The 22,998-nt window shown below is 51.0% G+C and carries 21 protein-coding genes; 15 read left to right on the forward strand and 6 right to left on the reverse strand.

Annotated elements, in window-relative coordinates; genetic code table 11:
* From QNJ26_19680 to QNJ26_19705, 6 genes are all read left to right on the forward strand, one after another.
* Positions 1 to 2,394, forward strand: a 2,394-nt coding sequence (locus QNJ26_19680) for a glycine cleavage T C-terminal barrel domain-containing protein (protein MDJ0987772.1), incomplete at its 5' end; no start/stop codon positions are given.
* A 7-nt stretch (positions 2,395 to 2,401) separates the two neighbouring features.
* Positions 2,402 to 3,043 (forward strand): sarcosine oxidase subunit gamma SoxG, encoded by a 642-nt coding sequence (locus tag QNJ26_19685; GenBank protein ID MDJ0987773.1) that lies wholly within the window; start codon positions 2,402 to 2,404, stop codon positions 3,041 to 3,043.
* A 24-nt stretch (positions 3,044 to 3,067) separates the two neighbouring features.
* Positions 3,068 to 3,526 (forward strand): YbaK/EbsC family protein, encoded by a 459-nt coding sequence (locus QNJ26_19690; GenBank protein MDJ0987774.1) that lies wholly within the window; start codon positions 3,068 to 3,070, stop codon positions 3,524 to 3,526.
* A 93-nt stretch (positions 3,527 to 3,619) separates the two neighbouring features.
* On the forward strand, positions 3,620 to 4,957 hold the full coding sequence (locus QNJ26_19695; GenBank protein ID MDJ0987775.1) for an FAD-dependent oxidoreductase: 1,338 nt from the start codon (positions 3,620 to 3,622) through the stop codon (positions 4,955 to 4,957).
* 302 nt (positions 4,958 to 5,259) lie between these two features.
* The gene (locus QNJ26_19700) at positions 5,260 to 6,027 is read left to right on the forward strand and encodes an electron transfer flavoprotein subunit beta/FixA family protein (protein MDJ0987776.1); all 768 of its coding nucleotides are present in this window, start codon (positions 5,260 to 5,262) and stop codon (positions 6,025 to 6,027) included.
* A gap of 26 nt (positions 6,028 to 6,053) precedes the next feature.
* On the forward strand, positions 6,054 to 7,013 hold the full coding sequence (locus QNJ26_19705; protein MDJ0987777.1) for an electron transfer flavoprotein subunit alpha/FixB family protein: 960 nt from the start codon (positions 6,054 to 6,056) through the stop codon (positions 7,011 to 7,013).
* A 133-nt stretch (positions 7,014 to 7,146) separates the two neighbouring features.
* Here the strand turns inward: QNJ26_19705 and tatA are convergent, their stop codons facing one another.
* Together tatA and QNJ26_19715 are read right to left on the reverse strand one after the other, a co-directional pair.
* The gene (tatA, locus tag QNJ26_19710; GenBank protein ID MDJ0987778.1) at positions 7,147 to 7,329 is read right to left on the reverse strand and encodes a twin-arginine translocase TatA/TatE family subunit; all 183 of its coding nucleotides are present in this window, start codon (positions 7,327 to 7,329) and stop codon (positions 7,147 to 7,149) included.
* An 8-nt stretch (positions 7,330 to 7,337) separates the two neighbouring features.
* Positions 7,338 to 7,748, reverse strand: coding sequence for a hypothetical protein (locus QNJ26_19715; protein MDJ0987779.1), 411 nt, complete (start codon positions 7,746 to 7,748; stop codon positions 7,338 to 7,340).
* 268 nt (positions 7,749 to 8,016) lie between these two features.
* On the opposite strand from QNJ26_19715, the gene QNJ26_19720 reads away from it, so the two are divergent.
* The 3 genes from QNJ26_19720 (at position 8,017) to QNJ26_19730 (ending at position 11,595) form a co-directional block, all read left to right on the forward strand.
* Positions 8,017 to 9,090 (forward strand): hypothetical protein, encoded by a 1,074-nt coding sequence (locus QNJ26_19720; protein ID MDJ0987780.1) that lies wholly within the window; start codon positions 8,017 to 8,019, stop codon positions 9,088 to 9,090.
* Positions 9,091 to 9,391: 301 nt separating this feature from the next.
* Positions 9,392 to 10,243 (forward strand): MoxR family ATPase, encoded by an 852-nt coding sequence (locus tag QNJ26_19725; protein MDJ0987781.1) that lies wholly within the window; start codon positions 9,392 to 9,394, stop codon positions 10,241 to 10,243.
* Between the two features lie 161 nt (positions 10,244 to 10,404).
* Positions 10,405 to 11,595, forward strand: coding sequence for a hypothetical protein (locus tag QNJ26_19730; protein MDJ0987782.1), 1,191 nt, complete (start codon positions 10,405 to 10,407; stop codon positions 11,593 to 11,595).
* Positions 11,596 to 11,923: 328 nt separating this feature from the next.
* Here the strand turns inward: QNJ26_19730 and QNJ26_19735 are convergent, their stop codons facing one another.
* Complete coding sequence (locus QNJ26_19735) at positions 11,924 to 12,703, reverse strand: TatD family hydrolase (protein ID MDJ0987783.1); 780 nt, start codon at positions 12,701 to 12,703, stop codon at positions 11,924 to 11,926.
* Positions 12,704 to 13,032: 329 nt separating this feature from the next.
* Between QNJ26_19735 and QNJ26_19740 the strand changes: the two genes are divergently transcribed.
* Together QNJ26_19740 and gltA are read left to right on the forward strand one after the other, a co-directional pair.
* Positions 13,033 to 13,869 carry a sulfide/dihydroorotate dehydrogenase-like FAD/NAD-binding protein gene (locus QNJ26_19740; GenBank protein MDJ0987784.1) on the forward strand — a complete coding sequence of 279 codons (837 nt, stop codon included), beginning with the start codon at positions 13,033 to 13,035 and terminating at the stop codon, positions 13,867 to 13,869.
* A gap of 90 nt (positions 13,870 to 13,959) precedes the next feature.
* Positions 13,960 to 15,381, forward strand: coding sequence for an NADPH-dependent glutamate synthase (gene gltA / locus QNJ26_19745; protein ID MDJ0987785.1), 1,422 nt, complete (start codon positions 13,960 to 13,962; stop codon positions 15,379 to 15,381).
* Between the two features lie 1,024 nt (positions 15,382 to 16,405).
* On the opposite strand, the gene QNJ26_19750 is transcribed toward gltA, so the two are convergent.
* From QNJ26_19750 to lnt, 3 genes are all read right to left on the reverse strand, one after another.
* Positions 16,406 to 16,948, reverse strand: coding sequence for an HD domain-containing protein (locus tag QNJ26_19750; GenBank protein ID MDJ0987786.1), 543 nt, complete (start codon positions 16,946 to 16,948; stop codon positions 16,406 to 16,408).
* A gap of 145 nt (positions 16,949 to 17,093) precedes the next feature.
* A protein-coding gene (gene prfB, locus QNJ26_19755; protein ID MDJ0987787.1) for a peptide chain release factor 2 occupies positions 17,094 to 18,195 on the reverse strand; the annotation gives its coding sequence in 2 pieces (ribosomal slippage) (positions 17,094 to 18,125 and positions 18,127 to 18,195; 1,101 coding nt in all).
* A 40-nt stretch (positions 18,196 to 18,235) separates the two neighbouring features.
* Positions 18,236 to 19,816 carry an apolipoprotein N-acyltransferase gene (lnt, locus tag QNJ26_19760; GenBank protein MDJ0987788.1) on the reverse strand — a complete coding sequence of 527 codons (1,581 nt, stop codon included), beginning with the start codon at positions 19,814 to 19,816 and terminating at the stop codon, positions 18,236 to 18,238.
* A 121-nt stretch (positions 19,817 to 19,937) separates the two neighbouring features.
* Here lnt and QNJ26_19765 point away from each other — a divergent pair, with 121 nt between their 5' ends.
* The 4 genes from QNJ26_19765 (at position 19,938) to QNJ26_19780 (ending at position 22,977) form a co-directional block, all read left to right on the forward strand.
* On the forward strand, positions 19,938 to 20,252 hold the full coding sequence (locus tag QNJ26_19765) for a hypothetical protein (GenBank protein MDJ0987789.1): 315 nt from the start codon (positions 19,938 to 19,940) through the stop codon (positions 20,250 to 20,252).
* Between the two features lie 2 nt (positions 20,253 to 20,254).
* Positions 20,255 to 20,647 (forward strand): ACT domain-containing protein, encoded by a 393-nt coding sequence (locus QNJ26_19770; protein ID MDJ0987790.1) that lies wholly within the window; start codon positions 20,255 to 20,257, stop codon positions 20,645 to 20,647.
* A gap of 32 nt (positions 20,648 to 20,679) precedes the next feature.
* Complete coding sequence (locus QNJ26_19775; protein ID MDJ0987791.1) at positions 20,680 to 22,260, forward strand: MBL fold metallo-hydrolase; 1,581 nt, start codon at positions 20,680 to 20,682, stop codon at positions 22,258 to 22,260.
* A 249-nt stretch (positions 22,261 to 22,509) separates the two neighbouring features.
* Positions 22,510 to 22,977, forward strand: a complete 468-nt coding sequence (locus tag QNJ26_19780) for a hypothetical protein (GenBank protein ID MDJ0987792.1) — start codon at positions 22,510 to 22,512, stop codon at positions 22,975 to 22,977.
* Positions 22,978 to 22,998: the final 21 nt, after the last annotated feature.

The raw sequence follows: 22,998 nt of genomic DNA on the forward strand, positions 1-22,998 counted from the left end.
GGTATGTCGGCAGCCCTGGCAGCGGCCGAGCAGGGACTGCGGGTGATTCTGCTGGAAACCCGACCGTGGCTGGGCGGATTTTTTGACTACCGCACGACCGACAGCGGCAACGGCACGTCTCTGGCGCAACGCGCGCGGCAGGTGGCCCAACAGGTTGAACAAAACGATCGTATCCGCGTATTTACGCATACCACTGTGGTGGGTATATATAACAACAACCTGGTAACCGCCTTTCAAAAAGGCAGTCAGAGCGATTCTTTTGACGAGCGCTATGTCGAAATCCGGGCCACCAGTGTTGTGGTGGCCACCGGCTGTATCGAGCGCCCGCTGTTGTTTGACAACAACGAGCGCCCCGGTGTGATGCAGATCGGCTGCGCTCACCGGCTGGCCCACACCTACGGTCTGCTTCCCGGCAAGCAGGCGGTTTTCAGCATCGGGCACGACCTGGGACTGGAAGCCGCGCTTGATCTGTATAACCTGGGCCTTGAGGTCACCTGTGTGGCTGACATCCGCGAGGATGGGCAAGACCCGGCCCTGCTCGCAGCCCTTAAGGCGTGCAAGATCCCATATCTGCGGGGCTGGGTGGCCACCCGTGCCCATGGCAACAAAGCGCTTAACAAGGTTACCCTGGCCACCATCCCGGGGACCCTTACCAAAGAGTTTGCCTGCGATCTTCTGGTGGCCTCCGCCGGGATGACGCCCATGACTGGTCCCCTTTCGCTGGCCCAGGCAAAGCTCGCCTATGAGCCCTACACCGGTTTTTTTATGCCCAAACAGCTGCCGGCCAAGGTGCAGGTCGCCGGTCGCATGCTGGGGCTCAATCACCCAGCGTCAATCGAAGCATCAGGCATGTTGGCCGGCGTTTTAGCGGCTGCCGATTGCGGCAAATCGGTTGAGAGCCGGCTGAAGGAAGCCCGCGAAAAGCTTAATCAACAGCCGGGCCCGGAGCAGGGCTGCAAATTGGTAACCGCGCCGGCTGCCGGGCGCAAAACGTTTATCTGCTTTGATGAAGATACAACCATTAAAAACATCAAACAGGCCTTGGCAAAGGGCTTTGATGCCACCGAGCTCATCAAGCGCTTTACGGCCGCCGGTACCGGGCCGGGGCAGGCCGGTATCCCCGGGCACAACCTGCCGTTGTTTGTGGCGCAATACCATGGCGATACCCAGGCCACGGCCATGCCGACAACGATGCGCGCGCCCCTGGTGGGCACGTTTATCGCCACCTATGCCGGTAGCAATCATGATATGTGCAAGCGCACGCCGGTACACGATTCCCAAATAGACGCCGGCGGTATCATTCGCCGCATCGGTGTCTGGGAGCGCGCGCGGTATTTTTCCGAAGACTTCAGCTGCCGTGAGGAAATCGAAAACGTGCGCCAGAATGTGGGCCTGCTGGATGCCTCCACGCTGGGCAAATTCAGGCTCTGGGGCCCTGATGCCCTAAAGGCCCTGCAGCGGGTTTATGTGAGCGACATGTCCAAAATCGCCGACGGCAAAGTTAAATATTCGGCCATGTGCAATGATGACGGCTGCATCATCGATGACGGCGTGGTGGCCAAAAGAGCGGACAACGATTATTATTTTACGACTTCCACCGCCCGGGCGGGGGCGACGGTGGAATGGCTGCGATATCACACCCGCTATGACGGCTGGCGCTTTCACATGGTCAATCTCAGCGACGCTTTCGGGGTGATTAACATGGCCGGGCCCAACGCCCGTAAGGTCCTCGAAAAAGTGACCGACGCGGATGTTTCCGCTGACGCTTTCCCCTATGCCGCATATCGCGAATTTATGATTAAAAATACCATACCGGTAAGGTCCATGCGCCTGGGGTTTGTCGGGGAGCTTTCCTATGAACTGCATGTGCCCTCGTCTTATATGCAGACACTGTGGGATATTTTACTCGACGCCGGCAAACAGTTTGGCATTCGCCATTTCGGTCTGGAGGCCCAGAATGTGCTGCGCATGGAAAAAGCCCATCTGATCATCGGCTCCGAATCCGAGCAGCGAACCACCCTGCACGATGTCGGGCTTGGATTTTTGTGGGACCGCAACAAATCAGATACCAAGACCGTGGGGGCTGTGGCATTGAAACAAACCGAAAACCAGGAAGACCGCTTCAAGCTGGTAGGATTTAAGATGGAAGACCCCTCCCGCACCCCCAAGGATGGATCCATCATCGTGGACAGCCACATCAGAGGATATGTGTGTATTGCACGCCACAGCTTTACATTAAAAGAACCGGTCGGCCTGGCGCTGGTGGATGCCCCCCTGGCTGTCGAAGGCACGCGTTTGCAGATCTATGAAGATGAATGCAATGGTCAGCACCTTTATGCGACAGTGGTGCCCACCCCCTTTTACGACCCTGAAGGTCAGCAGCTAAAAATGTGAGGCAAAAATGACTGTTGAAATTAAGCGACGTTCTCCCATAACGTTTCCTGGCAAACCGTTAAAAACTGAAGTTCGCGAGCATTGGACCGTGGTGCAGGAATATGAAGACGAAGACGACGGGCCCTGGGTGTTCGATTTAAGTCACCGCATCCGCCTGGATTTGCAGGATTCGGATCTGGCAAACTTTCAGCCTGCGGGTATCGGTATTCCGGATGCCCCTGGAAATTGTGTCTTCCAAAAAGGTATTCTCATCAACCGCATGAACCAGACCCAGGCATCGATCTGGCATCTTGTCGGAGCGCCGCCGGAGTTGCCGGTGGATCCGGCCTATACCGAAACCACCGATGCAACCCTGTTTGTGGCACTGATTGGCAAAAACATTTTTACGGTTGCCGAAAAATTAACGGCTCTGGATTTCAAAGATCCCGCCAAAACGGTTCCATTTCTTTATCAGGGCCCGTTTTCACATGTGCCCTGCCAGATCGTCACCCTGGAGCGCACCAGCGACAGCGGCGCAATTTTGCTAACCTGCTCGCGCGGCTATGGCCGGGATATGGGCCATGCGGTTCTGGCAGCCGGTGAGGAATTCGGGTTGCGCCCGGCCGGGGAAAATACGTTTTTGCGCTGGATCAAAGCGCTTTCGGCCTAATTTTAGATTGAGGAGTTAATAATCATGACGCTTGAGGCGAAAATTATTGCCGCTCTGGAGCAGACAAAAATTGGTTATGAAGTTGTCGAGCACGAACCGGTTTACACCAATCCGGCTATGGCCGATGCTCTGGGTGTCAGCGAGGCTGAGACAGTGAAATCGCTGGTGCTCAAAACCAAAGAAGGTCAGATGATTGTGCTGGTGCTGCCGGGAAACAAAAAGGTGGACTGGAAAAAGGCCGCTGCCGGCGCCAAGACCAAAAAAGTTTCTTTTGCCAAGCCGGAAGAAGTCAGCGAGGCGGTGGGTTGTGAAGTCGGTTGTGTGCCACCCTTCGGCCATCTGACGTCTATTCCCATTTACATGGACCCGGATCTGACCAAAAAAAACTTTATTTATTTCAACCCGGGCGTGCACGACAAATCCTTCAAAATAAAGGCCTGGGATTTGAAAAAAATCTGCAAACCCGCATTTGTCAAGATGTGAATAGCTGTTTTTTAGACCCGGGTTGTGATATGAGAAAGTATGTATGTGTCCAAAAGACCGATTTGAAGCTATCATTTTATAGGAGGTATGATTATGGCTAAAAAATATGATGCGATCATCATCGGGGCGGGCATCATCGGAACCCCCATCGCCTATGAGCTAACCCAAATGGGGTATAAAACCCTCAATATCGACAAATTGCCTGATGCCGGTGAAGGCTCTACGGCAGCTTCGTGTGCCATCGTCAGGGCCCATTATTCCACCGAGGATGGTGTGGCCATGGCTTATGAGGGCTTTAAATACTGGCTGGAATGGGAGGATTACCTGGATCATGTCAATGATGAAAAGGGTCTGGCCAAATACATGAACACCGGCTCGATTCTGCTCAAATCCCAGGGGCATGATTGGCGCAAAGTCCAGAAGCATTATGACGCCGTAGGGGTGGCATACGAAGAGTGGGATAACGCCAAGATCAACGAGATGGTACCCGTCTATGATTTGCACGAGCACTGGCCGGTCAGGCGACCAGAAGATCCTAAATTTTTTGATGAATCCGCCAAAATGCTTGAAGGCGCGATTTTTTGTCCTGAAGGCGGTTATGTCAATGACCCGGCTTTGTCGACCCACAATATCATGCGCGCTGCCGAGGCCAAAGGCGCTGAATTTATCTTTAATGCCGAGGTGATTGCCATCAGAAGTCAGGACAACCAGGTGCTCGGTGTGACCCTAAAAGACGGAACCGAGATCGATGCACCGGTGGTTGTCAATGCTGCCGGCCCACACTCGTACAAAATCAACCAGATGGCCGAGGGCGTTTATGAAGCCTGCAACATCAAAACCAAGGCGCTGCGGCATGAGGTCATGCACTGCCCGTCTCCGGATGAATACGACTATCTCGGTGGGGGTTACCATACATCCGACGGCGATATCGGCTGCTATTATCGTCCGGAAGTCGGCAACATGTTTCTGATCGGCAGCGAAGATCCGGAATGTGATCCCCAGGAATGGGTCGATCCAGATGAATTCTATGCGGGTAAAGGCGAGCCGGGACGCAACAACCAACTGAGCGAGGACCAGTGGAAAGCGCAAACCTACCGCTGTGCCAAGCGGGTACCCAGCATGCAGATACCCAATCAGCCGCGAGGCGTTTGCGATCTTTACGATTGCTCCGACGATTGGATTCCGATCTACGACAAGTCGGATATGAAAGGCTTCTATATGGCCATTGGCACCAGCGGCAACCAGTACAAAAATGCGCCGGTGGTCGGCGCCATGATGGCGGAGCTCATCGATGCCTGTGAAAAAGGTCTCGATCACGACAAAGAGCCCTTTCAGTTTACATTGCGCCACATTAAGCGGCCCATCAACGTAGGTTTCTTTTCACGCAACCGGGAGATTAATCCTGACAGTAGTTTCTCAGTAAATGGCTAGAAGTGGTTTTAAAACCCCATCTATCGTCCGATAGCTGCGTTATCCCGCGAATTGAAATACTCACGTACTGATATGTACGCTCTGTTTTCAATTCGCGGGACGCCTTGCTCTCGAACGCAATCTGACATTTTAAAACCACTTCTTTTAAACCTCTGTCAGCTTGTCTGACCTGACACCTGCCTGCCGCGCCGTAGCTTTTCGAGCGAAGGCGGGACACCTGAAACCTTTTTTGATCGTTCACATTTCCACCGATTAACACCTAACCTCGTTGGTGAATTGCAACCTGCAAATCGGAAACCGGAATGAAGATATACGTTTGCGTCAAACATGTCCCGGATACCGCCGCGAAGATTACCATCATCGACAACCACCAAATCGATGAAAAGGTCACCTTTATCATCAATCCCTATGATGAAAATGCCATTGAGGCGGCCAGCGGGCTAAAAAGACAAGTCGCCGATGCAGAGATCATCGCCGTCACCCTGGGCAAAGAATCAGCCGAGGGCACATTGCGATCGGCTCTGGCCATGGGGGCGGACCGGGGGATCCTAATCCGCTGCGAACGCAATCCCGATAGCCTGGTGACCGCCCGCGCATTGAAAGCCGCTATTGAGCAGGATGGCGCACCTGATATTATCTTTACCGGCAATGAATCCATTGACAGTGAAGGCTTTCAAACCCCATTTCGCCTGGGAGCGGCCTTTAGCATACCGGTGGCCAGCAATGTGACATCTTTTAAGCTAGAAAACGGTTCGGTCATCGTTGAATCTAAAATGAATGCCGGTGAAATGGCGGTTATGCGGATGCCGCTGCCTTGTATCGTCGGGGCGGGTAAAGCCTTGAATCAGCCGCGATATCCCACCCTGCCGGATATCATGAAGGCCCGGAAAAAACCGATTCAAACCGTAGATCTTGCCAGCCTGAAACTGTCGGCGGCTGCGGGCAGCATGGAATTTCTTGAATTGCGCCCGGTGGTTGAACAACGCCGCTCTAAAATCATCGAGGGATCGACCGATGCGGCTGTTGCCGAGCTCATCCGCCTTTTACAGGAAGAGGCCAAAGTCATTTAATTACTAATCGGCGGAGATTTTTCCTTATGCCCAAAATCGGAATTCTGATTGAGACCAGCCCAGAAGGCATTAAGCCGACTGTAAACGGGGTTATCTCGGCTGCGCAGGGTCCGAAGAACGAACTCTACGGCTTGGTATTCGATGGGAATGGGCCAGCATATAAAGAAGAATTGCAGGCCTACGGCATTCACAAGATTGTCGATATTCGATCAGATAAGGGGCTGCTGGGCTGGAACCCGGATTGCTGGGCGCGAGCCATCGTCGCTGCCTTGAATCACTTTGGCATCAATACCCTACTGGGCCTGACATCTTTCCAGACCAAAGACGTGTTTCCCCGAATAGCGGCTATCCTGGATGCACCGCTCCTGCTGGACTGTACCCAGGTCGACCTGGATGCCCTGACAGCGGAAAAGTCTCAATATTCAGGCAAGACCATTGCACGTTTCAAGGTGAGCGGAAGCCACTTTTTATTTGCTATCCGCCCCAATGTCATCGCCGCGCAACCCGCACTCGTCACCGCGGAGGTTCTATCCTTTCAAACCAACATTGCGGAAGCATCCCTGAGGGTTGAAGCTGTCAAGAAAGATGCCGGCGGCGCGATCGACCTGGCGGAGGCGCCGATTATAATTGCCGGCGGCCGTGGCATGCAAAACGGTGACAATTACCGTATCCTGTATGAATGTGCTCAAATTCTGGGAGCGGCTGTCGGGGCTTCGCGTGTAGCGGTGGATGCCGGCTGGGTGCCACATTCAATGCAGGTGGGACAAACCGGGACGACGGTCAGCCCCAATCTTTACATCGCCTGCGGCATCTCGGGCTCGGTACAGCATTTTGCCGGAATGAAGACGGCGCAGGTGGTGGTGGCCATCAACACGGATTCCCAGGCAGCCATGATGCAGCATTGTGATTATGGAATTGCGGGGGATCTATTTGAAGTCGTGCCCGTTTTAACCCGCCAGCTCAAAGCCGCACTCAAGTCTGAATAAGTGCGGCACAATCGAATACAATCAAAGCAAAGCGGGTGCTTACCGATATGGGATTGAGTTAAGTGCAGTGCGGCTTATAACCATCTGATGCGCTGTGCGGTGGGAAAATTCAGGTTTAAAGGAATTCAGGGACCTATTCTTGTTTTTCCTCTTCTATTTTCTCAGGCTCTTTTTTTTCTGCCTCGTCTGACTCGCCTTTGAAATTGCGAATGGCCTTACCCATTCCGGCGCCGATTTCCGGCAGTTTTCCGGCACCGAATATAATCAGAATGATTACCAGTATGATAATCAATTCCGGCATTCCTATTCCAAACATATTACCTCCTAATCGGTCCTAGATTGTTTTAGCTCATCAAGCAGCTTTTTGAACTCTTTGGATTTAATATAGCGATCCACACTGCCTTGATATTCGATCCACTTTGTCCAGGCATCAATCCAGGATTCGTTGTGCCAATAACAGTCCTCATCCCCCCGGCCTTTCAGACGTTCGATATATTCTAAATATTCTTCTGAGCATCCCTGACAAAAGTTGTAAGGCACGCTGAGCTTTCGGCGGTATTGTTTACCAACCTCAGGGTTATGTTCGATCTGGGTCCCGCATTTCTCACACTTCATCGAGCAATGGGTGCATTGAAACACTTTTTGCACGGCCAACACTTTGCGTCTTCGTATTAACGCCGCCTTTTTGTCTTTGGCCAGATCGAGCTTTTTATCAATAGAAATGATGTCTGCCACGGATAACCTCGTCGTCCGAGCAATTGATTTTAGCCAGTCAAAGGCCGTTACTCGGACCTCTTTCCAGCGGGATTTCGACTATAACATCGGCCATTTTTTGTGTCAATCTTTTCAGATTATGGGATTTAATTCCAGAAAGCCTGACAACTATACCTGTATTTCATCATTTATACTGATCTAAAGCTTGTCAATCATTTCTTTGCGTGATAATCTGAAAATTTTAGTACCAGATAAACGAAATTACGATGAGGATTCAAGGAGTTGCACTATGGAAAGCAAGTTCCGACCCCGTGGCTTGCCTGCACTGATCGGCAGTTTGCCGCTGACAGATCATACTCAGGCCTGCAAGCTTGTTTTGGAATATACACCGCAGATCCCGTTGTGGATTCAGCTTCCGGCAAACAAAAATGAAGGAATGGTCCCGCAATTTATGCCGGGCTTGCCGGGGATATGCGCAACAACGGACACGGTACACATTGATACCGATCAGGCTGATTTTGAGAACGACATTATAACGTACTACGAAGACTACATGGCTGTGGCCGAAAATGATGCCGACCTGTCTGCGTCCAGGTTTGCATTGAGCGAAGAGACCGCCGGAGGGTTTTTTGTCCTAATTGAGAACCTGAAGCAACTTGATTCTGTCCCGGTTGCGGTCAAGGGTCAGGTTACCGGACCGTTTACATTCACCACCGGTATAGCGGATCAAAACAAAAAGGCCATTATTTACGACGAGCAGCTTAAGGATGTTGCGGTAAAATTGCTGGCTTTAAAGGCGCGCTGGCAGGTGCAGCAGTTAAACCAATTTGATTGTCCGGTCATTATATTCTTAGATGAGCCTGCTCTGGCGGGTTTTGGCTCATCTGAGTTTATCAGCATTTCACGGGATGAGATAGCCCAGAGTCTGGCGGAAGTGATTGCCGGGGTGCATGCAGAGGGCGGTCTGGCCGGAGTGCATGTGTGCGCCAATACGGACTGGAGCCTGGTCCTGGATTCCGCTGCGGATATCGTCAGTTTTGATGCCTATGGTTATTTTGACCGCTTTATTCTTTATGCGGACCAGCTTAAAGCCTTTCTGGATGCGGGCAAATTGATTGCCTGGGGGATGGTGCCCACTCTTGATCCCGATGAGTTGGAAAAAGCGACCACCGCGTCTTTGGTCGACCAATGGCAGCTAAAGGTAGCTCAGATTGAAAAACTGGGCATTGAATCCGATCAACTGATCGCGCAATCGCTGATCACTCCCAGTTGCGGTGCCGGATCGCTAAGTGTCGATCAGGCCGTCAAGGTCTTACAGCTCACAAGGGAAGTCTCGGAACAGATAAGGCAAAGCATAAGTTAAGGTTCAGGGTTCAGGGTTTCCCCCTACGCCTCTTCAAGGCTTCGGAGGACAAGCAGGGTTCAGGGTTTAGAAGCTCAGGTTCTGGGTTCAGAGTTTCGCTGGATCGGGGATTTACGTTTCATTGATGTTTGTTGAAGGTCGCGGCAATTTTAATGAGCAATGCGGAAGCACATTTATTGAACCTCAAAACCTTTGAACGCAGAACCCTGGAACCTGTTGACCGAAAGCTGATTGCTGATAACTGACCTTAGTTAATTGGACCCGAAATTTACATAAATTAGACCATATGAAGAGGTTGAGAATGACTGAAAACAAGAATGGAACTTTCACAGGCGCGACCCGCTATGTCCTCGATGATGAGCTGGCCAAGATCGTCAATATATCCATGGCGCTGGAAATGCCGCTGCTGCTCAAAGGCGAGCCCGGTACCGGGAAAACCATGCTGGCCCATGCCATTGCAGACAGTTTGAAAATGCCGTTGATTGTGCTGAATGTGAAATCCAGCATGAAGCTGGTTGAGGCCTTGTATCAGTACGACACCCTGACACGGCTCAACGACAGCCGCTTTGGCGATTCAAGCCGCGATGTCAGCAAGATTGAAGATTATATCCGCATGGGGAAAATCGGGCAGGCGTTTACCTCGGATACAAGAACCGTCTTATTGATCGACGAGATCGACAAGGCCGATACCGATTTTCAGGACGATATGCTGGATGTCCTGGACCAGATGGAGTTTGACATCATTGAAATCGATAAAACCATTTCAGCCACCTATCGCCCGGTCATTGTCATTACATCCAATGCCAAAAAGGACCTATCCGATCCGTTTTTGGGGCGCTGCAATTTTCACCATATCGCTTTCCCCGACCCCGATATGATGCGCAAAATCATCCGGGTCCATTTTCCCAAAATCGACTCGGATATGCTGGATCATGCTGTTACGGCATTTTACGGCGTGCGGGAATTCGGTGACATTGAAAAACGGCCGGCCACCCGGGAGCTGATCAATTGGATTCGGGCACTCAAGGCAGATCCGGATTTTAAGCCCAAACAGCTGGCCAAGGGCGATCTGCCGTATTTGGGTGTGCTGTTCAAGAAGAGCCAGGATTTGCAGAGGGCGCAGGGTGTGCTCGGTCGCCGTCGCTCCTACTAAAAGCAGTCTCAAAAATGTATCTATGGTTGATTTGGTTGAGCCCGTTGCCCGCTTGTCCGCCTCAGGCGGGTTAGCCCGTTTTTCTGTCAGTTTAAAATTAGACATTTTCCTTATTCAACCGGCTCAACCGGCTAACCGGGAACCGTGAACGAAGTGAACCTATGTTCGTTGATTTTTTCTATAAATTAAAAGATGTGGGCATTCCGGTGAGCCCCACATCCTTTTTAACCCTGCACAAAGCGCTGGGCAGCGGCCTGGTGAATTCTCTCGAAGACTTTTATACCGCTTCGCGCACCATTCTCGTTAAAAGCGAGCGCTATTTTGATCTGTATGATCAAGTCTTTGCCCACAGCTTTGAGGGTGCCGACCTGCCGGACCCGGAGGGCATGGAGCTCGATGAGGTGGCCCGTCTGATGCTGGAAGCCTGGCTGCAGCATCCTGAGGGCCTGGCGGACATACTGGGTATGGATGAATCGGCGCTGATGAAACTGACTCCGGAAGAGCTAATCGAATATTTTAAAGAGCGTCTTAAAGAGCAGGACGAAGCTCACCATGGCGGGGGCAAGTGGATCGGTACCGGCGGCTACTCGCCGGTAGGCCACTCCGGCTATCATCCCGGCGGCATGCGTGTGGGCGGGGTTTCCCGCAACAAGTCGGCGGTAAAGGTGGCCATGGATCGGCGCTATAAAGATTATTCGATGAGCGGACCGCTGACCAGTGCCCTGATGGGTGAAGCCTTAAAGCGCTTGCGCAATCTGGTGCCCTTTGGCCCCAAAGATCAGGTCAATGTCGATGAAACCATCTATCAGACCATGAAAAACGGTGGTGAGATCGAAATCGTGTTTGACCGCTCGCTAAAAGATCGGCTCAAAATTATTCTGGCCATCGATAACGGCGGCTGGTCTATGGATCCTCACATTCCGATCGTGCAGACCTTATTCGATTACACGCGCGATCAGTTTAAGGATCTTAAAACCTACTTTTTCCACAACACCATTTACAGTACGCTCTGGAAGGATGCGGCGCGCTACAAAAAACCCCAGCCCATCGATCAATTCGCCCGTTTTGATCCGGAGACGCGGCTGGTGATTGTCGGCGATGCCAGCATGGCCCCCTATGAGCTGATGGCCACCGACGGATCCATTCACCTTGAGGATCGCAGCGGCCTGCCCAGTATTGAATGCCTCAAATTTTTAGCACGCACTTTCTCCCATACGGTCTGGTTGAATCCCGTATCTGCTTCCATGTGGGATTATACCCGCACCATCACCGTCATCCGCGATATTTTTCCGATGTTTGAGCTGACAATCGACGGGCTCGAACAAGCAGTGTCGTCGTTAATGCAAAAGTAATGTGCAGCTTTTTTAGAATTTTCTGAGTTATTAAATTAGCCACAGACCCACACAGACTCACACAGACAAATCTTTTCCTCGGTCGACTCTGCCCGAGAAAAAACTGTATGCCCTGCGGGCAACAGTTCTTACCATTTTTATACATGTCCGAAGGCAACTTTTCTAATCCATCTCATAAAGTGTGTTGGGTACATTTTGTTGGTAATCGCGAAGCGATTGACAATTTTTGTTTGGCCAGAGCGCAAGCGTGTCGGCCGAACAAAAGTTAGTGTGGGTCCGTGTGGGTCTGTGGCTTATAAATAAGACCTATCATTCATCCTGTTGTTGTCTAATCGATCCTATATAGCAGGTTTGTGTTGTTCCAGATGGTTTGAGCGAGTTGATCGGGGTCTTCATTGCGAACTTCGGCCAGCTTGAGCAGGACAAATTTAACAAAGGCGGGCTCGTTGCGGCGGGTGTGGTATTTTTCAGGGGCAGGGGTCAGATAGGGGGCATCGGTTTCCACCACCAGTCGATTGGCCGGAATTTGGGGGACCATCTTACGCAGGTCCGACCCCCGTGCTCGGAGCGTCACGATACCAGTTATGCCGATATTCAATCCCAGCTCGAGATATTCTTGCAGCTCCGGCACTGTACCGCTGAAGCAATGAACCACACCGGGGTTTTCATTTTTGAAGTCGGTTTTGAGAATTTCAAGAAAACGACCCCTGGTATCACGTTCATGGAAAATGACCGGCAGCTTGAGGTCAGCGGCCATGTGCAGCTGCCGGGTAAACCATTTTTCCTGATCCTCACGGGGCGAATACATGCGGTTGTAATCCAGCCCGATTTCTCCCCACGCGCGTACGAGCGGGTTTTGCGCCAGTTCCATCAAAAAATCAAGCTCGCCGTTACTGCACTGGCTGGCATCGTGCGGATGAAACCCCACCGAAGCGTAAATGTCCGGATGGCTTTCGGCCAGTTTCACCGCGCGTGTGGCTGTTTTTGTGTTGACGCCGATAGTCATCATGCGGGCAACACCCGCCTGGCGGGCACGCTCTATGACTCGCTCCAGATCCCTGCGATAGGCCTTATCATCCAGGTGGCAGTGACTGTCAAATAGTTTCATTTCATTCACATTTCACAAAAGTTGACGTATGTATTTTAAGCTATTTCAAATTTGGGGGTCATTTTTAAAGGTATGACCGGTTGAAAAAGGGACAAAGTCTTAATTTAATATTTAAAGCGATAACGGGCCAACCCGCCTGAGGCGGACAAGCGGGTAACGGGCTCAGCCTGATTGAATACCAATGATAGGCTTGATAATCAAGATTTTACCTTGATTTCAAACTCCGATTCTGACAATATAAATCTTTTAATCAACAGTACCACTTTGTGAAGGTGGCCAAATTGTCGGATGATAATTGCACCGGCAAAATATCGGTCTGGAGGTTGAGCATGTTTAAAATTGTTAAGCGAGAAGAGATGTCGGACGGCACAGTGGTCCTCAATGATATCGATGCGCCTAAGATTGCCCGCAAGGCCCTGCCAGGGCAGTTTGTTATCCTGAAGGCCAATGAAGAGGGCGAACGCATTCCATTGACAATGGCGGAAACAGACCCTGAAAAAGGGACCATCACCGTCATCTATCAGGTGGTGGGTAAATCGACGGCCCTGTTTAAAACCCTGCAGGTAGGTGACGGATATCAGGATGTGATTGGCCCCCTTGGAAAAGCAACCCATATTGAAAAAGTCGGTAATGTTGTCTGCGTGGGAGGCGGTACCGGAATCGCCGTATTGCATCCGATTACCCGGGCCCTAAAGGAGATCGGCAATCATGTGACCTGTATCATCGGGGCACGAACCAAGGATCTGTTGATTCTCGAGGACCGTATGAAGTCGGCTTCCCACGAATTGCACGTCTGTACCGACGACGGCTCTTACGGCCATCATGGGTTTGTCACCGATGTCCTAAAGGAAGTGCTGGAAAAAGGAGAAATTCAACAGGCTGTGGCCATCGGACCGGTTCCGATGATGAAATTCGTGTCATTGATGACCAAAGAATATAATGTGCCGACACTGGTCAGCCTCAATCCGATTATGGTGGATGGCACCGGTATGTGCGGCGGCTGCCGGGTTTCGGTCGGCGGGCATACCAAGTTTGCCTGTGTCGATGGGCCTGAATTTGATGCTCACAAGGTTGATTTCGACGAGCTGATGATGCGACTGCAGGCTTACTGCGATGATGAGCAGTCCTGCTACGAAGATTTTTGCACCATTCGCGATAGCAAATAAATAAAAAAAGCCGATTAAATCTGATCTCCAAATCCATTAGAGACGATGGTCGGTCCCGTTTCAACCGATTGCGCTTTGACGGAGGAAAGCATGACAGAAGCAGTGAAAAAGAAAGGCAAAAAGGAAAAGATACCCCGTGTTGCGATGCCCGAACAGGAAGCCGATGTTCGCAATAAAAATTTTTTAGAGGTCCCCACCGGTTACACGCCGGAGATGGCTGTGCTGGAAGCCCAGAGATGCCTGCAATGCAAAAAGCCCAACTGTGTGGCCGGCTGTCCGGTGGAAGTTGATATCCCCGGCTTTATTCAGCTCATCAAGGAAGAAAAATTTACCGAATCCATTCGCAATCTCTGGGGCAAAAACAGCCTGCCGGCGGTTTGCGGCCGCGTTTGTCCCCAGGAAATTCAATGTGAAGGCGTGTGCATCCTTGCCAAAAAGGGTGATCCGGTGGCCATCGGCAATCTGGAACGCTTTGCGGCTGACTGGGAAAGAGAAAATGGGACCGGTGAGCTGCCGCCTAAAGCCGCTCCTACCGGCAAAAAGGTTGCCGTGGTCGGCTCCGGGCCTTCCGGCCTGACAGTTGCCGGCGATTTGATTGTCAAAGGACATGATGTCACGGTGCTGGAGGCTTTCCATAAACCCGGCGGCGTATTGGTTTACGGTATCCCCGAATTCAGGCTTCCCAAGGCCATCGTGGCCCAGGAAGTCAATTTCCTGGAGCGGCTGGGGGTCAAAGTCGAATGCAATGCCGTCGTGGGCCGTACCGTCAGCCTGGACGAGCTTTTCGAAGAAGGCTATGACGCCATTTATCTGGGGGTGGGCGCCGGACTACCGCGCTTTATGAATATCCCAGGGGAAAATCTCGTGGGCATCCTGTCAGCCAATGAATATTTAACCCGGGCCAACTTAATGAAAGCCTATCTCTTCCCGGAAGTGGACACCCCCATCCCCATAGGCAAAGATGTGGTCGTGCTGGGCGCCGGCAACGTGGCCATGGACTCAGCCCGCACCGCCATGCGGCTGGGTGCCAACAAGGTTCAGATCGTCTATCGCCGTTCACGACAGGAAATGCCGGCCAGAATCGCCGAGATTCACCACGCCGAAGAAGAGGGCATTGAGTTTTTTCTGCTGACCAACCCGATCGAATATCTGGGAGATGAGAATGGTCGCTTGACCGGCATGACCTGCCTGAAGATGGAGCTGGGCGAGCCGGATGACTCCGGCAGACGCCGTCCGGTTCCCATTGAAGGCTCTGAATTTCATTTGGATTGCGATCTGTGTATCGTGGCCGTGGGGTCCGGTGCCAATCCGCTGCTGACCGCATCCACCCCGGATTTGAAATTAAATCAGTGGGGCTACATCGAGGCGGACGAGGAAACCGGCAAGACCTATAAGAGAGGCGTCTGGGCCGGCGGTGACATCGTCACCGGCGCGGCTACCGTTATCCTGGCCATGGGTGCCGGCCGCAAAGCGGCGGATAGTATTCACGACTATCTCACCATCGGCTGGTGATTTTCGTTTCTAAACGGATCTTTTTCCGATGAGCGTTGTTCTCCGCGAATTTCAGCCTTCGACGTACTACATGTACGCCGAAGGCTAAAATCCTTGTGCGGCCGTGCTCATCAAAAAAACCTCTCATTTAAAAATCGAAAATCTACACTAATAAAAAAACCAAAAGCCGGACAGGTTTCTATCTGTCTGGCTTTTTGAATTTATCGTGATCCCTGATCCCTTCACCATGTACCCTTTTGACAAACATCATATTCAAAAGGTAATTGAGTTATAAAATATTATGCCCTCCGTATCATTTTGTGCACATTTTTACGCTTTAATTTTATCCCAGCCTTCTTAAGATGCTGGAATATTTTCAAAAAAATTTAGACAGGAATTGGTATAGGTTTTGCTTTTGATATATGGATAGTCGTATCCAAGCGCTTTTTTCATTCCCGGCCATCAAAACACTATTTCGACGAAGCATACCTCAAGTCCTCAATATTACTAAAAAAGGACTTATGATAGGAGGTAAAAAAGATGAAAGATAATGGTGGAAGACGTCTGTTAATCGATAGACGAAAATGCTCGGATTTTGATCATTTTCCTGAAAGAAGGACGCTGCGTTTCAGGAGGAGTGATTTTGACCGCAGAAAACCCTGGTCGGAAAATAGCTGGAATGGGATAGAGCGCAGAGCGAGCTTAAGATAATAGTATTATTGCAATATCACACTGCTTGATGGATTCCCCCAATCACACCCCTAGTTTAAAGTTAAGGTTCTAGCTCCTGCCAACTCAGGCCTCAAAACGACCCGTCTTTGCTCTGTCGAGCTTGGGGCTTCGCCTAAAGGCTTCCGACTTCGCCCTACGAGCTACGACGGGACAAGTCGACCCCACAAGCCGCCGCGGCAGGCAGGTTTCAGTCTTTGGCCCGGAGGGCTTAACGCGACATTGAAACCAGATAGCGGCAAGCAGTCACCGAGTGATTTCATGATTCGGAGTGGCAGAATGGAACCCTGAACGCAGAACTTTGAACCCAGAACCTTTATTCGAACATCTTGACCCAGGATTCAAAGCGTTGGACTTTTTCAGGGCCGTAAGGTGCTAAACTGTCGATGATCTCTTGAATGGGCTTTTCAGTGGGCAGGCCGTTGCCGTTTTTGGAGAAAAATTTATCCGCATAGCACACGATCTGCTCTTCGATGGATACGGGAATCATCTCACGATCAGGTAGCGGCAGGTTTTGCTGGCGAATATCGGCCTTGCTGATCCCGACGCCAATATGCCGCTCGCAGACCAGGGCCAGTTTGGGGTAGCCTTCTTTTATTAAGATATTACTGCCCAGAATGCCGTGACAGATGTAAGGGTGTTCGCCAAAACAACCAAGCTGAGGGGTGGCGGTCTGAAAGATACCGATATCATGCAGCGTGGCGGCAGCTTCGATAAAATCCAGGTCCGGCTTCAGCGCCGGAATCTGTTCGGCGGCCGCCCGGGCCTTGTCGGCCACCTTCCGACCATGGGCCACTAGTATCTGATATGCCCTGGAGTTTGTGTCGTAATATCTCTCTATAAGTTCAATCGAATTCATTATCACGGGTCACTTTCCAAATTCGCTCCGCATTTTTAGGTTAGCACGTTTCGTCCGCCTTAGGCAGATTGAGCCCGAAAAATGGAGAAAAACGCTAAATTTTATTTTTTAACCGGCAAACGGGCTAACGGGCAACGGGCTCAACCTATTTATGTTTTTTGGCTAAAAGAACACCTTCGATAAATGGATCGATGCCGCCGTCGAGCACATCATTGACATTGCCGATGTCCAGATTGATGCGGTGATCCTTGACCATCTGGTAGGGGTGCAGGACATAAGAGCGGATCTGGCTGCCCCAGGCAATTTCATCTTTGCTGTCGTGAACCTCCTGCAGTTTTTCATCCTGCTTCTGTTTTTCATGCTGGTACAGACGTGCCTTGAGGACTTTTAAGGCCATATCCTTGTTGCGGTGTTGGGATTTTTCCTGCTGGCACTGCACCACGATCCCGGTCGGCAGATGGGTGATGCGCACCGCGCTGCTGGTTTTGTTGACATGCTGGCCGCCGGCACCGCTGGCGCGGTATACGTCTACCCGCAGGTCTTTGTCTTCGATGTCGACAACGATTTCCTGGTCCAGCTCCGGATAGACGAAGACGGACGCAAAGGAAGTGTGGCGTTTACCGCTGGCATTAAAGGGCGATATTCTGACCAGACGGTGAACCCCGATTTCCGATTTTAAATAGCCATAGGCATTCTCGCCGCCGGCAGTAAAGGTCACACTTTTTATACCGGCCTCTTCGCCGGGTTGATAATCAATCAGCTCGATTTTATATCCGCGGCGTTCCACCCAGCGGGTGTACATGCGGAATAGCATTTCCGCCCAATCCTGGGCCTCGGTCCCGCCGGCGCCGGCATTGATGGACAGGATGGCGTTTTTACGATCGTCTTCTCCGTCAAGCATCAGCCCCAACGATAGCGCTGCAATTCTTTTGTCCAGACCTTTGATTTGATCGTTGACTTCAGCCAGAGCTTCTTCGTCGGATTCATCAATTGCCAGATCCAGCAGAATTTGATTTTCTTCCAGATCTTCCGCCAGTGTTTTGAATTTTTCGACTTTATTTGAAAGGGATGTGCGTTCTTTCAGAAAGGGTTTGGTCTCTTCCGGGTTGTCCCAGAAGCCGTCTTTGGCAATTAGCTGTTCAAGTTCAGCCAGACGTGTTTCTATGGTATCCAGGTCAAAGATAGCCCCGCAAATTAAGCAGTTTTTGTTGAAGGTCTTCTAAGTTTTGTTTGAGTTCCACAGACATTTTATATCCTCCCCATATCAGGTTATCCGCCTCAGGCGGACTAACCTCTTTTTAATCTAAGGGCAGATTTGCCCAGTACAAGCAGTATAGCAAAAAGGGACCCCGCTACGCAAGTTAGCGCAAACAAATCCCCGAAACGACTGTAAACTGTGATCTCGCGAAGCAACGGCAATGGATGGGTCAAGGCAGCTTCTTCGAGCAGTCGCGTTGATGTTAAGATGCGGCCCACCGGATCGATAAACCCGCTGATGCCGGTGTTGGCCGCCCGGGCGAGCGCCCGCCGGTTTTCTACCGCGCGAAAAATGGTCATCGAAAAATGCTGATAAGGTCCGCTGGTGGTGCCAAACCAGGCGTCGTTGGTGATGTTGATCAGCAAGGTGGCACCGTTTTTTACCAGTTTCCGGGACAGACCGGGAAAAATGACTTCATAACAGATCTGAATACCCAGAGCGTCTTTATCCCAGGAAAGAGTTTTACCGGGTTTGCCTGGCCGAAAATCACCCACCTGGGCCACCAGTTTGCCTAAAAAAGGCAGCCAACGTTCAAAAGGCACATATTCGCCATAGGGGACCAGGTGGGTTTTATCGTATTTACTGACATCTTTCCTTGTGGGGCTGATCAGATAGGCGCTGTTATAATAAATGACCTTTTCGCCCTGCTTTGCGATGGAGGGGCTGCCGACCAGAAAATCGATGCCTGCTTTTTCGATGCCGCTCATGACCATTTCAGTTGGGCGCTGGTCAAAAAACAAATAAAAAGGCGTGGCCGATTCGGGCCATACAATCAGATCGGGATTTTCCGATTTGGCAGCCTGCGATAAGCGCTGATGCTTTTTGATGGCAGCCATCTGATGCGCGGGGTCCCACTTTATGGCTTGGTCAATATTTCCCTGGATGACAGCGACCCGGGCTGTTGGCGATGCAGCCATCAAGCTATCAATGGCTCGAATACGCCAGGCGCCGTACATCCAGGTAATAAGCAAAGCAAAGGTAAAGATCCCAACAGTGCCGAACAGCAGCGGTTTTGAAACCGGCAAGTTGTGCCACGTCTTGCGGCGGGCGTAGTTGAGCACCACGAAAACGGCTGCATTGCTCAGGGCAATCAAAAAGGATACCCCGTAGGCGCCAAACAGATCTGCGATTTGGATCAGATGCTCTCGCAGGTAAAGAGTGTGTCCCAGCAATGCCCATGGAAATCCGGTGAAGATGAAAGTTCGAACATATTCAAGCGCCACCCAAATCAGAGGTATGGCGACTATACACCGCATGGGTGTGCGGCCAACGGCGGCGAGTGTCATGGAAAAAACAGCCGGGAAAAGTGCCAGAACTGCTGCAAACAGAAACAAAATGGCAACGCTCAGATACCAGGGGAGATAGCCGTAGGTCCGCATAACCGGCACCACCCAGTAAAGCAGTGTAAGGTAGTGGACCAAACCGGCGATAAACCCGATACGAAAACTTTCCCTTGCCGAAAGATCAGCAAGCGCTGCCAGTAAGGGCACCAGCGCAATCCAGATGAGCCAATCCAGCCCGATTTTGGGAAACGATGCTGTCAGCAGCAGGCCGCTTACGGCCGCCAGCAGCATATGTGTTCGGTCGCTTTTCATGGTTTGAAATTTCATATTATATATCATACAATTATTCTTTACCATCTCAATATTCTAATCAGGAATTCTTATTGCAATGAAAGCATCCAGCAGGGCAATGCTATTATCTGGGCTAGTGTATCCGGGGCTCGGGCAAATGCTTTTGAGGCGTCGATTCAGCGGACTTCTTTTTATCCTGGGGACAACTGCCGCATTTGTGGTACTCATTTATTGCCTCGTGCAGCGTGCCGTGCATGTGATGGATGAAGCCATGTCCAAGCTGGTCAATAATTCTTTAGACCTGCAAGCCCTGAAAGAATTGATTGAACGGATATCAGCCGGCAGCTGGAGGGTTGAAAATATTTGTTTAATCGTTATTCTTGTCTGCTGGTTGGCAGCCATTGCGCATGCCTATTTCGTCGGCAATAAAATCGATTCGCAACCCCGTTCACCCTCTAACCAGATATACTGAAGATGAGGACCAGGACACTTTCACTGAAAATATTGCCCGAACAGATGGCCGTGTGCCGCTTTGATTCCACCTCAGAGTTGCCTGACTGGATTGATCAATCCGCCTTTTATTCCATCACACGCACCCAAGAAGAGCTCACCATTGTTTGCCGCGAGGCGCTTGTCCCCCCGGGCACCAAATGCGAGCGCGGCTGGCGATGTTTTCGTGTTCAAGGGGTGTTAGACTTTTCTGAAATCGGCATTATGTTCTCCATAACTCAGCCATTGGCAAAAAGCGGTGTTTCTGTTTTTGTCATCTCAACCTATGATACAGACTATTTCCTGGTCAAAGAAAAAGAGCTGCCAAAGGCCATCGACGCTCTAACCGCCGCTGGCCATCAGATCGTTGCAGGCTGACACCTGAAACCCTGAACCAAGAGGAGCTGAATATGTACGTAACCTTTTATGGCGCGGTACGGGAAGTGACCGGTTCGATGCACCTTTTAACCACCGATGAAGACCGGGTCATTCTGGATGCTGGTTTGTTTCAGGGGCGCCGCAAGGAAACCGGAGAAAAAAACAGGGTCATCCCCTTTGATCCCAACATGCTCACCAATATTGTGCTGTCCCATGCGCACATTGACCACTCCGGCCGCATTCCGTTGTTGACCAAACATAATTTTACCGGCCGCATTGTGTGCACGCGTGCAACGGCTGCGGCCAGCGAATATTTGCTGAGGGACTCAGCTCATATCCAGGAATCGGATGCCAACTATCTGAATTACAAGACCGTCCGCAATGCATTGAGCAGGCAGCACAGTGCTAAAAGCGGCAAAAAAATCAGCAATCGCAAAAGAAGGGAAATAAAAAAGATTTTAAAGAAAAACCGTCACGACCTGAACACCGATATGATCGATGAGCTGATCGAAACCCATCGGCTGGAAAAAGTCGAACCGCTGTATCGAATTGTGGATGCCGATGAGGCTCTGGAGCTTTTTGACGGTTATCCATACCGGCATCCCGTCTCCGTTGGTAAGGATTTAACCTGCACCTTCTATGATGCCGGTCACATTCTGGGTTCTGCCTTTGCCCTGATCCGCGCTCAGGAAAATGGTCGCGAACTGCGGGTATGCTATACGGGCGATATCGGGCGCTTTGATAAACCGATCATTAAAGATCCAACCATGGATTTTAGTGCAGAAGACAGGCAGATTGATTTGCTGATTATGGAAAGCACTTACGGCGACCGCCTGCATGAGCCGGTTCAGGACTTAAAGCCGCAGTTAAAGAAGATTCTCGTCGAAACCCATGGGCGCGGCGGATCGATCATCATTCCGGCATTTGCGTACGGTCGCACCCAGGAGCTGCTCTATACACTGCATGAGCTATACGATGAAGCGGATGTTCCGCGAATGCCGATTTTCGTGGACAGCCCGCTGGCCACCAAAATTACCCGGGTGTTTGGCGAACACCCGGAGGTTTATGATGAGGAAACCCACGACACGTTTCTGGAAAAAGGCAAAAACCCCTTTTCCATGGACAAGATCCATTTTGTTGGATCGGTTGAAGAATCCATTGCCCTCAACCACGAAACCAAACCCCACATTGTCCTTTCGGCATCCGGCATGTGCGAAGCTGGGCGCGTCCTGCATCACCTGCGATACAAAATCCACAATGAGAAAAACACCGTGTTGATGGTGGGCTACCAGGCTCAAAACACCTTGGGTCGGCGAATTCTTGACATGGGCCTAAAATATGCCAATGCCGGCCGCAAAGGCAAGCCGCCGGTGGTGCGCATTTTTGGCAAAGAGTACCCCCTGAAGGCCCACGTGATTAAGCTGGGCGGATTCAGTGCCCACGCTGATAAAAAAGAAATGCTACGCTTCCTCAAGGAATCCAATTTGAAGATCAAAAAGATCGCCCTGGTTCACGGGGAAGAAGACCAGATCCTGTCATTTGCCAAGTTTCTCAAAAAAGAAGGCTTTTCAGTTGTGGTGCCCAAGCATGGGGAGTCGGTTAGTATTAACTAATTTCTAAGAAGACAGAGGTCAGATGACCCGTCTTCGCTCTTGCGAGCTGCGCCGTGGCAGGCCCGTCTTCGCTCTTGCGAGCTTGGGGCTTCGCCTAAAGGCTTCCGACTTCGCTCTACAAGCTACGACGGGGCAAGCCGACCCCACAAGTCGCCGGGACAAATCAACGTGGCTAGACGAAAAGGCCATGCCGAATCAAAGCGCCTCAGGCAAACAGTCTAGCCGAAACGTTATTTGACGGGAACGCGTATGTTAAAGAAGTTTAAGCAACTGGTATTCGGTAAACCCCCTGTTGAAATGAACCATCTCTTTTTTGGTAAAATGTTATTTATGGGAAAAGATAAACCCAGAGACGATGATTACTGGGAAGCCGAGCTGGAAATTAAAAAAGCAGAGGAGCCGATTACCGTTCTGATCAACGCAGGCTTGGAAGGGCCCAACGACAAGCATGTCGCCTTTTTTCAAAAATGTGTCTCAGATCTGAATGCTTTGTTCGATAAATGCTGGCCCATTTTTGAACCCGACTTTGAGCAATGGACGGGAAAGCCCTTTAGTGGGAAATGGACGGATGAATTTGAGTTAATCAGCATCGAAATTCCCCGCGATGCTGATGATACCAATGAGTGGACTGTGGGCTATTACGTGGATGCGGCCAAGCACTATTTCACTGCACGCTTTATTGACGGCCAAGCAACATATAACGAAATCGATGGTTAACTCAGCGAAATAGGAGGTGGC

The sequence above is a fragment of the Desulfobacterales bacterium genome (assembly GCA_030066985.1).
Lineage (GTDB): Bacteria > Desulfobacterota > Desulfobacteria > Desulfobacterales > JAHEIW01 > JAHEIW01.